Origin of the sequence: Okeania sp. SIO2B3 (assembly GCF_010672525.1) — a bacterium.
Taxonomy (GTDB): domain Bacteria; phylum Cyanobacteriota; class Cyanobacteriia; order Cyanobacteriales; family Microcoleaceae; genus Okeania.
The window spans coordinates 17,002-28,313 of sequence record NZ_JAAHGH010000100.1 but is presented as its reverse complement, the minus strand read 5'-3'; the positions used below and the strand labels follow the sequence as shown (position 1 = coordinate 28,313).

General features: G+C 38.5%; 7 protein-coding genes and 3 pseudogenes. 6 read left to right on the top strand and 4 right to left on the bottom strand.

Annotated features, from left to right (window positions below; genetic code table 11):
* The 3 genes and pseudogenes from F6K15_RS31645 to F6K15_RS31635 all read right to left on the bottom strand — a co-directional run.
* Positions 1 to 2,440: pseudogene (locus F6K15_RS31645) on the bottom strand (hypothetical protein); the annotation flags it as partial.
* 237 nt (positions 2,441 to 2,677) lie between these two features.
* Complete coding sequence (locus F6K15_RS31640; RefSeq protein ID WP_293069148.1) at positions 2,678 to 3,025, bottom strand: DUF5615 family PIN-like protein; 348 nt, start codon at positions 3,023 to 3,025, stop codon at positions 2,678 to 2,680.
* Positions 3,026 to 3,027: 2 nt separating this feature from the next.
* Positions 3,028 to 3,378, bottom strand: a complete 351-nt coding sequence (locus F6K15_RS31635; RefSeq protein WP_293069147.1) for a DUF433 domain-containing protein — start codon at positions 3,376 to 3,378, stop codon at positions 3,028 to 3,030.
* A 108-nt stretch (positions 3,379 to 3,486) separates the two neighbouring features.
* Between F6K15_RS31635 and F6K15_RS31630 the strand changes: the two are divergent.
* From F6K15_RS31630 to F6K15_RS31605, 6 genes and pseudogenes are all read left to right on the top strand, one after another.
* Positions 3,487 to 3,594 (top strand): annotated as a pseudogene (locus tag F6K15_RS31630) (DNA polymerase subunit beta); the annotation flags it as partial.
* 641 nt (positions 3,595 to 4,235) lie between these two features.
* Positions 4,236 to 4,508 carry an element excision factor XisH family protein gene (locus tag F6K15_RS31625; protein ID WP_293069152.1) on the top strand — a complete coding sequence of 91 codons (273 nt, stop codon included), beginning with the start codon at positions 4,236 to 4,238 and terminating at the stop codon, positions 4,506 to 4,508.
* 50 nt (positions 4,509 to 4,558) lie between these two features.
* Positions 4,559 to 4,813 (top strand): annotated as a pseudogene (locus F6K15_RS31620) (XisI protein); the annotation flags it as partial.
* A 287-nt stretch (positions 4,814 to 5,100) separates the two neighbouring features.
* Positions 5,101 to 8,067: a phospholipid carrier-dependent glycosyltransferase gene (locus tag F6K15_RS31615; protein ID WP_293069146.1), complete on the top strand. Its 2,967-nt coding sequence runs from the start codon at positions 5,101 to 5,103 to the stop codon at positions 8,065 to 8,067.
* Positions 8,068 to 8,418: 351 nt separating this feature from the next.
* Positions 8,419 to 8,658, top strand: a complete 240-nt coding sequence (locus F6K15_RS31610) for a photosystem II protein, Psb35-related (RefSeq protein ID WP_293069144.1) — start codon at positions 8,419 to 8,421, stop codon at positions 8,656 to 8,658.
* A gap of 399 nt (positions 8,659 to 9,057) precedes the next feature.
* The gene (locus tag F6K15_RS31605; RefSeq protein WP_293069143.1) at positions 9,058 to 9,297 is read left to right on the top strand and encodes a photosystem II protein, Psb35-related; all 240 of its coding nucleotides are present in this window, start codon (positions 9,058 to 9,060) and stop codon (positions 9,295 to 9,297) included.
* Between the two features lie 316 nt (positions 9,298 to 9,613).
* On the opposite strand, the gene F6K15_RS31600 is transcribed toward F6K15_RS31605, so the two are convergent.
* Entirely contained in the window at positions 9,614 to 10,573 is a 960-nt protein-coding gene (locus F6K15_RS31600; RefSeq protein WP_293069141.1) for a DNA polymerase III subunit delta', read from the bottom strand.
* Positions 10,574 to 11,312: the final 739 nt, after the last annotated feature.

Genomic DNA, 11,312 nt, shown 5'->3' with positions numbered 1-11,312 from the left:
TCCTATAGGCAAGACCCAAATTGTTTTGAATACCTGCCCAACTGACAGGATTTACTTCACGAGTGAAAACTTGCAAGGCTTTTTGGTAGGCATTGATTGCTACCTCCTGATTTTCTGACTTGTCCCCAGATATCCTTTTGTTATATACACCTCCCAAATTGTTCTGAGTTTCTGCCCAATCAATTGGGAGTGCCTCACGAGTGAAAACTTGCAAAGCTTTTTGGTAGGCATTGATTGCTACCTCCAGATTCTCTGCCCGATCGCCGAATATCCTGTCACTATATACAGCTCCCAAGTTATTCTGAGTCCCCGCCCAATCAATGGGGAATACTTCTGAAGTATAAATTTGCAAGGATTTTTGGTAGGCACCGATTGCCATCTCCAGATTTTCTGACTTATTGCCGAATATCCTATACCAGTAGATAATACCCAAATTATTTTGAGTTTGTGCCCATTGAATCGGCAGTGCTTCTTTTGTGCGTACTTGCAATGCCTCTTGTAAAGCAGAAACCGCCATCTCCAGATTTTCCGATCTGTCGCCCAATATTCTTTTGCCGTAGGCAATAGCCAAATTGTTCTTAGTCTGTGCCCAATCTATGGAAAATGCTTCAGAAGTGTAAATTTCCAAAGCTTTTTGGTAGGCAGCGATCGCCATCTCCAGATTTTCTCCTCTGTTACCCGATATCCTCTCACCGTAGGCAAGACCTAAATTATTCTGAGTCCCTGCCCAATCAATAGGGAATGATTCAGGAGTATAAATTTGCAAGGCTTTTTGGTAGGCATTGATTGCTACCTCCAGATTTTCTGCCTTGTTGCCGGATATCCTGTGACGGTAGGCAGCACCCAAATTGTTCTGAGTCGCTGCCCATTGAATTGGGAGTGCCTCTTTTGTTCGTACTTGTAACGCCTGTTTGTAAGCATCAATTGCCATCTCCAAGTTTTCTAGCTTGTTGCCTGATATCTTCTCACTGTAAGCAGTCCCCAAATTATCCTGAGTCGTTGCCCAAGCGATGGGAAATGCTTCTTTTTTGCGTACTTGTAATGCCTGTTTGTAAGCAGTGATTGCCATCTCCAGATTTTCTGACTTGTCCCCAGATATTCTGTTTTTGTAGGCAATACCCAAATTGTTCTGAACAGCTGCCCATTGAATGGGAAATGCTTCAATAGTGAAAACTTGCAACGCCTGTTTGTAAGCATTGATAGTCATTTCCAGATTTTCTGCCTTGTCGCCCCATATCTTGTCAGAGTAGACAAGTGCCAAATTGTTCTGAATTGTTGCCCATTCAATAGAAAATGCTTCGGGAGTGTAAATCTGCAAAGCTTTTTGGTAGGCATCAATCCCCATCTCCAGATTTTCTACCCTGTTGCCCCATATTCTGCCACAGTAGGCAGTACCCAAGTTGTTCTGAGTTCTTGCCCATTCAATAGGAAATGCTTCAGGAGTGCAAACCTCCAAAGCCTTTTGGTAGGAAGCGATGGCCATCTCCAGATTTTCTTCCTTGTTGCCCGATATCCTCTCCCCATAGGCAGCACCTAAGTTGTTCTTAGTTGTTGCCCATTGAATAGGAAATGCCTCTTTTGTGCGAACTTTCAAGGTTGTTTGGTAAGCATCGATCGCCATTTCCAGATTTTCTGCCTTATTGCCGAATATCCTGTTGCGGTAGGCATTCCCCAAATTGTTTTGAGTTGCTGCCCATTGGATGGGGAATGCTTCAGAAGTGTAAACCTGCAATGCTTTTTGAAAAGCAGCGATCGCTAGTTCCAGATTTTCTGCTTTGTTGCCGAATATTCTGTTGTTGTAGACAGTACCTAAATTGCTCTGAATCATTGCCGAATCAATAGGGAGTTCTTCACGGGTGTAAACTTGTAACGCTTTCTGATAGGCATCAATTGCCATCTCCAGATTTTCTGCCTGATTGCCCAATATTCTATAGAGGTAGGCATTCCCCAAATTGTTTTGAGTTGCTGCCCATTGGATAGGAAATTCCTCACGAGTACGAACTTGCAATGCCTGTTCGTAAATATTAATCGCCATCTCCAGATTCTGTGCCCTGTCGCCTGATATCCTGTTTCTATATGCTTCACCCAAATTGTTTTGAGTTATTCCCCAATTTTCTGGGTTACTGTCGCGGGTAAATACTGTTAGAGATATTTCGTACCCGACAATGCTAATCTCCATATTTGTTGCTTTCCTACCAAATGGAAACTGCTGGATGAGGTTGCTAAACCTGCGAATATTTCTTGCAATGCCTTCTGCCTCTGAGAGTTCTACCTGAGAAAGTTTCGTTTCTGCCCAGTTTTGCAAGACGACGATAAAGTTGTCATCAAGTTTTTCTAGGTTTGCTTGCAGTATTGGGTAGATGATTTCGGAGTTACCTTCACTTTCGGCAGTTGCCTGCAATACCTTTATCCAGAAATCTAAATAATCTTGTTCATCCATAATTCACCATTAACCTTTAGGATATTTTTCTATGTATTCAATCCCGTTTTTCTACAAATGCAACCCTGCTTTTTCCGGACTTACTTAAACTTCATTTCCCATTATAACTTTACCTCCGATCAAAACAACATATCTGGCCAAATATCAAATCATCCCTAAATTCCCCAGCAACAGACAACCAAGAAAGTCAAAACTGGGAGTAGTGATCGCTCTCAAAATTTGCCAGTTATAGTGGTATTAAAAAGGCAAATATTCAACTGTATTCAGCCATTCATCAGGTTCAGAACCTAAAGCAATTAATTCTAAATCCTTGACAAACTCTCCTATCGTACCTCCAAGTTGATGACCAAATATTAAACCAGCAAATGGTTTTCCTTGACGTTGCCAAGTTTCAGCGAGTACCTTAAAACCAATATCTTGAGTAAATAAAACTCGACCCTGCAAAGTTGCTCGTGCCAAAAGTTGGTCATCTGGTAACTCTGCTGCATCATCCTCTATTGCGGTAATAACATCAACTCCACGACGACGTAGTTGTTGAGTAATAGCTATGGGAATATGAACATCCATGTAAAGTGCAACAGACATTTTTATAGTAACCCCTTGAGACGCATCCGCACTAAAAAGGGTGAGGGAGAAGCAGCAGATTTTTCCTGTTGTACTTGCTCCCACTCCAGACGAATTTCTGTATTAATCTCATCCTCATGGTCAAAATAATATGTCATTGCTGCATGAGCTTCTGAAAGCATTAAATAAGGATGTTGGCGACACATTTCGTCAACAGACCATCCATAAGCTAAATAATCCATAACAATTTGAGCAACGCGCACTCTGGGTATTCTTTGTAGTCGTGGGGGTTGATTTTCCTCTATTTTTATATGAGGATAGTTAACTTTTGCAGTCATAGTTTTTGGGGATGGATAATTGATAATTGATAACATAATTTTTGACAAATAGCAAAACTTTTGAGAATTGGTATTAAACTTGGCTAATATTTCATGTTGTATACTTAAAGTGATTTCAGTTTTATAAAGCAGGAATGAAAAGCAATGTCATTAATGAGATTATTACAAGAAAAACGTGGTGAAATTCTCAAGATTGCTGAACAGCATGGGGCTTTTAATATACGGGTGTTTGGTTCAGTAGCAAGGGGAGAAGTTAACGCGCGTCAGAAGTTAGAAGTCAGAAGTCAACCCACCCCTAACCCCTCCCAGGAGGGGAAGTAGGGGATTTGAGCTTCGCTCCAAAAGTATTACGCCTTAAAAGGCGGGGTTTTAGACCCATATTATTTTGATAAAGAAACCAGCGATATTGATTTGTTGATTGATTATGATTTGGAAAAAATTAATCTTTTACAGAACTACCTATGCCAAATAACTAAGAAACCGGGTTTATTACCGTGATATTGTTGTTGAAACCACGAAATTTCCTTGATCAACCCGGTTTCTATATAAAAACTACCCTCAGTATTTCTTTATTTATGCCAGCTAGAGATGCTTACCATAACAACTTAATTAATGCTTTACAGGACTTACGCACGGACACTAAATCAAGCGAGGGCAAATGCCATTTGCCCCTACATATGGCGTTTTCAAGGTGAATTTGCGTAAGTCCTGGCTTTAGTCAAAGATAATTGGAGCATAACTGATGACCCTTACGTTATCAAGTGGGGTTCCATTTCAGTTATCAGTTATCAGTTATCAGTATCTCTGGCACTCAGCATCGGGATTGAAATACTAAAGCTGATTTTTTTCATTCCCTTGAAAGGAGAAACTTTAGACCTTGTTTTTTAGGAAAAATAGCAGTAGAATTGAAAAGTTTTGCAAGTCCTTCCCCAATGAATAACCTAGAAAATGCGGTTGGTCAGTATATCGTTTACCATGATGTACTCAAAAAAACAAACCCAGAAAGAATCCTCTATTTAGCAGTAGATGTAAAACCTTATAATTGCATATTCAGCGAACCCATTGGTGAATTAATGCTAGAAAACCAACGCTTAAATTTATTAGTTTTCCACAAATCAGAGGAGGTAATGATTAAATGGATACCATCAGTAAATATCAACAAATAATCGAAAAAATAATCAGCGAATACGCTAAGTTGTGATATTCTGATAGCGAAGTAGAAAGAAAAACGGTTTTTGACCGAGAACAAAACCATTATCTATTAATGATTGTGGGAGTAGAAGGTCATAAAATGGTTCATGGTTGCATACTTCATCTGGAAATTATAGATGATAAAATTTGGATTCATCGGGATGGAATGGAAGATGGTATAGCAGGAGAATTATTAGCAGAAGGGGTTCCTAAAGACAAAATTGTTTTAGGATTTTATACCCCCGAAAAACGTAAGATAACCGATTTTGCAGTTTGTTAATTTGAAGAGCGTTTTCGCTGGTGCAAATTCCGGTAGTAGACTGATACAACTAATGGGTGTACATTAGGGGTAGTTTATATAAATCAGGACTTACGCATAACCACCATATCTCGTAGGGGCGAATGGCATTCGCCCACTACAATTGGTGTATAATTTCACATTTTGCGTAAGTCCTGTAAATCTTAGAGTAAGCATTAAAATTCTAGCTAAAACCCGCCCCTACTATTAAACCGTTTTAGATGTGTCAGTCCACTACATTTTTTGCTGATAAGTGATAACTGAAATTTATGATTTCCCAAGAAAAAGAACAACCCAAAATTAATCATATCCTTACCTTAACTATCCTATGGTTATTCGCAGCGGTGAGCGATCGCCTCTGGTTTGCTTTTGATAAGTCTGTACCTGCTTGGGATCAAGCTGACTATCTCACGGGTTCCCTGACTTACTGGCGTGCTTTTCAAAATATGCAACTGTTTTCTGGGGAATGGTGGCAGCATTTTTGGTCGCTTTCACCGAAGGTTCCACCGTTGACTTATATTTTTACTGTTCCATTTCAAGTTATTTTTGCTAGGGGTGCTGACCAAGCAACTTTAGTACATCTATTTTTTAGTGCTATTTTACTTACTTCAGTTTACAGTTTAGGCAGCAAATTATTTAATCAAAAAGTTGCTTTTTGGGCAGCAGTTTTATGTATATTATTTCCAGGATTATATAGATATCGTTTACAGTATTTACTCGACTATCCTCTCACGGCAATGGTGACTTTAAGTTTCTGTTGTTTAACATTTTGGTATTGGGATAGGGAACAGGGAATAGGGAATAGGGAACAGATAAGAGGCAACAGGCAACAGGCAACAGGCAACAGGGAAAATAAAACGGGAAAAATTGACCAAGAAAATTTTAATTTTAATAGGCAACAGGCAACAGGGAACAGGGAAAATAAAAGGGAAAAAATTGACCAAGAAAATTTTAATTTTAATTCTGAAAAAACGTCTATTTTCGATGAATTGCTGTCAAAAATATCTGCTATAGGGAACAGGCAACAGGCAACAGGCAACAGGGAAAATGAAACGGGAAAAATTGACCAAGAAAATTTTAATTTTAATTCTGAAAAAACGTCTATTTTCGATAAATTACTGTCAAAAATATCTGCTATAGCAAATAATTTACAGGACTTACACACTGACACTAAATCCAGTGAGGGCGAATGCCATTCGCCCCTACATATTGCGTTTTTAAGGTTAATTTGCGTAAAAGATTGGCTTTGGGCGATTGCTTTTGGTTTAGCTTTTGGTGCTGCAATTTTAGTTAAACAAACTACGATATTTTTTCTCTTCATTCCGTTACTTTGGATAGGAATAAATATTCTCATAAAACGGCAGTGGCAAAAGTTAATTCAACTAATTTTTTCTCTGTGTTTATCTGTAGCAGTTTTTTATCCTTGGGCGAGAACAAATTGGCTATTAATGTTAACTGCTGGTAAGCGGGCAACTGTTGATTCTGCTATTGCTGAAGGCGACCCCAATTTATTGAGTTTGGATGCTTGGCTTTATTATTGGAAACTGCTGCCTTATCATGTTTCTTTGCCTCTGTTAATTATTCCTATTGGTGGATTATTTTTTTACCTAATTCGGTTGTTCAAAAAACAGGATAAATTATCATCAAATTACCTTCGCTCTTGCCGATGGTTAGCTATTTTTTTAATTGGCAGTTATCTCATTTGCTCCCTCAATATCAACAAAGATTTTCGTTACACTTTGCCATTATTGCCAGTTTTATCAATTTTATTAGCCTTTGGTTTAATGCAATTTCCGAGAAAAGTAGGAAAACAAATTCGCTGGTTTACTATTGGTTTAGCCATTATTTTAATGGTATTAAATATCTGGCCTGTAGGTGGAATTTTATTCAGAAAAATTTCTGCTTGGTTGAGTCCTGGCGGTGTTTATTATGCACATTTAGGTAAAGAGTGGCCTCATCAAAAAGTAATTGCTGAAATTGTCAAAACTGACCCCTATTTACGGTCAACTTTAGGAGTTTTACCCTCCACTCCAGAAATTAATCAACATAACTTAAATTATTACGGTGCTTTGCAAAATTTACAGGTTTACGGTAGACAAGTAGGAACTAATTTAAAACAAGTACCTCAAGATGTGCGATCGCTCTCTTGGTTTGTCACAAAAACTAATGACCAAGGTTCGGTTAAAAGAATTAAAAAAGCTCAAGCTGCTATTGTTAATATCATCGAACAAAACCCAAATTTTCAACTACAAAAAAGTTGGCTTTTGCCAGATAATAGCAACTTAAATCTTTATCATAATCAGTTTTTGCCTGTAGAAGTTCATCCTCTGAATAAACCACAAGAAAAAGTAAAATTAGACTATGTGATTTTATCGCCAAAAATTCGACCAGGAGTGCCAATACCTATTACCTATAAATGGTCTGGTTCTTGGCAAGAATTACAGTCGGGTTTAGTGTTGTTAACTTATCGCCACGAAAACATCGATCGCGCATTGCTTCAACCATTAGTTTCTGATAATAATGTGTCTCGTTTCATTCACGATCGCGCTATTGGAATGGGAAGTTTATACCCTGGTCTGTCTCCAGCAAATAAGTCTGAGGTCGGGTTTGAAATTATTGAAAGGATAGGAATGTTACCCCCTGCCAATATTTCATCGGGAAATTACATATTAGAAGCGACTTACCTTAACCGGAAAACTGGAGAAACTTATCCTATTCCTATACAACCCCCCGTGCGTGTGGAAGTGGACCCCCAGGCCGAAATATTACCAGCACCAGAATTAGATTTAGTGACACAGTTGCGGATGTGGGGGCAAAAGTTGCCTCTGGGAATAAAAGGTTTAGAAAGTGTATTTGAGGAAGTGGGGCGAGTTAACCAGTACGATCCAGTCCAAGATTATACCAAACAAGCAGAAAAAACTTTGGCATATCGTTTGCAGCAAGACCCCAATAATTTAGAGTTGCTCTATGGGTTGAGTTTGGCCAGAGTTTTACAACAGGACGCGGATGGAGCGATCGCTGCTTTGACTAGAGTTACAGAGTTAGATTCTCAAAACCCTTTTGCCTATGCTTATTTGGCTTTTGTTTATCTATATAACTTAAATCCCGGGCCCGCAGAAATAGCTTTGAAGTCTGCTTTGGAGCTTGACCCCACTCAGCCAGAAATTAGAGCTTTAAATGGAGTTGCTGCTTTGATGCAAGGGAATTTAATCAAGGCGTGGCGTTACCTTAAATAGGGAGTGGGGGAGTGGGGGAGTAGGGGAGCGGGGGAGATTGAGAAATATTTGGCGATGGCGCTGAGATAGAACATTTTTTTATACCGAATTAAACGGACTTGATGTTATCTCAAATATCTAGGTAGAGAGTTGGGAAAAGTGGGAAAAACATTTCTCTATCTAAGCTTTAGCGTCAGTACTAAGTACTAAATACCTCATTCTTGACAATAAGTCAAGACTCAAGAAGTGTGGATTTCTATATTTTTTTACCCACAATACCGTAATTTATCCTAACTTGACACTTACCGCAATAAATTGTTACATTTGTTTACATAAAGGTAAATAAATGTAAAGAAAAAAAGGAAAAAAGTTATGGTTATTTTAATCTCACTATTCGTTATCGGTTGGGTAGCTGCAGCAGTAATTGGAAGCCAAGCTTATTTATTGGGCGAACAAACTAAGCCTATCCACGAGCGCAACTGGAGTTCCAAGTCTTTTGAAAATTTATCTGAATCTTTAACTGGCAATAGATTGGACTACAATCAGCGAATTCCGGCCTATAGTATGGATGCCTATGCTAGCCAGAACCTTGCTGATGGTTCAAATGTATAGGTAAAGATTTATGGTTTGATTTTTCCCTAACTCCTCTCTCTGAAACTTAATTGAAGTATTTTCATCCCAAGCAGATATTCTGCTGGGGTGATTTTTTTTTGATTCAGGGACTGTTTTTAACGAATTCAGAAGTCAGAAGTTAACCCACCCCTAACCCCTCCCAGGAGGGGAAGTAGGGGATGCGTGAGCAACTCTCCAAAAATATTTCGCCTTAAAAGGTGGGGTTGCGCGACCCAATTATTTTGATTTATCAAAATGTCAATACTTAATAGATACGGATTTCCACATCTTTTTATCTGGTTTGCCGTAATTTATCCTAACTTGACACTTACCGCAATAAATTGTTACATTTATTTACATAAAGATAAATAAATGTAAAGAAAAAAAAGGAAAAAAATTATGGTTATTTTAATCTCACTATTCGTTATCGGTTGGGTAGCTGCTGCAGTAATTGGAAGCCAAGCTTATTTATTGGGCGAACAAACTAAGCCTATCCACGAGCGCAACTGGAGTTCTAAGTCTTTTGAAAATTTATCTGAATCTTTAACAGGCAATAGATTGGACTACAATCAGCGAATTCCGGCCTATAGTATGGACGCCTATGCTAGCCAGCGCCTTGCTGATGGTTCAAATGTATAGGATTTGATTTTTCGCTAACTCCTCTGTCTGAAACTTCACTGAACTATTTTCATCCCAAGTAGATATTGGGGTGATTTTTTTGATTCAGACTGTTTATAAGCAAAAGGGTAGTCCTGCATAGTTAGGACTTACCCATGAACGCTATTAGTAGTGGACTGAAACATCTAAAATGGTGCGTTACGAAGAATTGTTAAATGTCTTTCACAGTCTAGATTTTAGCGGTAAATACGCACCCTACAAATTTTGCTTACAGGTTGAAAGTTTTTGAGAAATGGTATAACTCCTTCTTCCCTCTTCCTTCTTCCTTCTTCCTTCTTCAAACAGAACACATTGCCATCAAAGTACATTCCCAAACTAATCTAGGTTGGACATAAGAGAGTAAATATTTTCTAGCTGTCTCCAGATGTTTGAGACATTCCACTTTGTCAAGCTGCTGTTGTTGGTTAGTCCAATAACTATGCTGTAGATAATCTATTAACCATAACTGCGCCTCTAGATCCAAATTTTTACTAATATCTCGCCCTACTTCTAGTGCTTGACGAATAGTCTTAATACCTTGAGTTACCCTTTCCAAAGTATCCGCAGGAATTTCTTGTAGTTGTTGCCAAGCAGCGATCGCTTCTCCTGGACTACCTTGAGCCATCATCATTACCTCTTTATGCTTCAGAATTTCTTCATGGCCAGCTTTTTCCAATACGAGCTTCATATTCTCGTTAGTCAAGCGATAAAAAGGAATGCGCTGGCATCGGGACACCAAGGTGGGTAATAATGAATCAACTCCCGGAGCAATTAAGATTAAAGTTGCCCGTTTGCCTGGTTCTTCTAAAGTTTTCAACAAACCATTTGCGGCACTTTCTCTCATTGTTTCAGCTTGTTGCAAGACTACTACTGACCTTGCAGTTTCTAGGGGGGGACGGCCGAGAAATTCACTAATTTCCCGTACCTGTTCGAGACGAATTTGAGGTGGTGACTTGCGCTTTATTCCTGCTTCTGTTGCTTCTTTTGCTGAGAGTAGTTTTCCTTGGTGTAGATAGGTGGGTTCTACCCATAATAGGTCTGGATGGTTTCTTTTGTGAATGCGATTTTTTAGGGATGGGTTAGCGGGGGAGTGGTTATTGGAGAATAGGAGTTCAATAAAACATTGGGCAGTTAAACCCCTTCCTATTCCTGGAGTGCCTACAAATAAATAGGCAGGGGCAATACGTTGGCGAGTAACTGCTTGAGTTAATAATTCTATGGCTTGGTTTTGTCCGATAATTGAGGTAAATAAATTCAAAAGTCAAAAGTCAAAAGTTAAAAGTCAAAAGTTAAAAGTTAAAAGTTACAGCATATTTCGGGTAAATAATGTACAGGGTAATTGTAGTGCGCGATCTTGCCCGCTATGGGTGTACCTCATAGAGTCGCAAAGTGCTGTAAAAGTTAAAAGTTAGAAGAATACGGGAGATGAGATTTTCATCCCCTACCTATAACCTAATTCAAAAGTCAAAAGTTAAAAGTTAAAAGTTAGAAGAATACGGGAGATGAGATTTTCATCCCCTACCTATAACCTAATTCAAAAGTCAAAAGTTAAAAGTCAAAAATTAGAAGAATACGGGAGATGAGATTTTCATCCCCTACCTATAACCTAATTCAAAAGTCAAAAGTTAAAAGTCAAAAGTTAGAAGAATACGGGAGATGAGATTTTCATCCCCTACCTATAACCTAATTCAAAAGTCAAAAGTTGAAAGTTAAAAGTTAGAAGAATACGGGAGATGAGATTTTTATCCCCTACCTATAACCTAATTCAAAAGTCAAAAGTTAAAAGCCAGAAGTTAGAAGAATACGGGAGATGAGATTTTTATCCCCTACCTATAACCTAATTCAAAAGTCAAAAGTTAAAAGTTAAAAGTCAAAAGTTAGAAGAATACGGGAGATGAGATTTTTATCCCCTACCTATAACCTAATTCAAAAGTCAAAAGTTAAAAGTTAAAAGTCAAAAGTTAGAAGAATACGGGAGATGAGATTTTTATCCCCTA

Excerpts from the sequence above, each read along its gene's own strand:
- F6K15_RS31610 (WP_293069144.1), top strand. The coding sequence starts at position 8,419 with ATGGTTATTTTAATCTCACTATTCGTTATCGGTTGGGTAGCTGCAGCA.
- F6K15_RS31605 (WP_293069143.1), top strand. The coding sequence starts at position 9,058 with ATGGTTATTTTAATCTCACTATTCGTTATCGGTTGGGTAGCTGCTGCA.
- F6K15_RS31635 (WP_293069147.1), bottom strand. The coding sequence starts at position 3,378 with ATGTTATCAATTATCAATTATCCATCCCCAAAAACTATGACTGCAAAA.
- F6K15_RS31615 (WP_293069146.1), top strand. The coding sequence starts at position 5,101 with ATGATTTCCCAAGAAAAAGAACAACCCAAAATTAATCATATCCTTACC.
- F6K15_RS31640 (WP_293069148.1), bottom strand. The coding sequence starts at position 3,025 with ATGTCTGTTGCACTTTACATGGATGTTCATATTCCCATAGCTATTACT.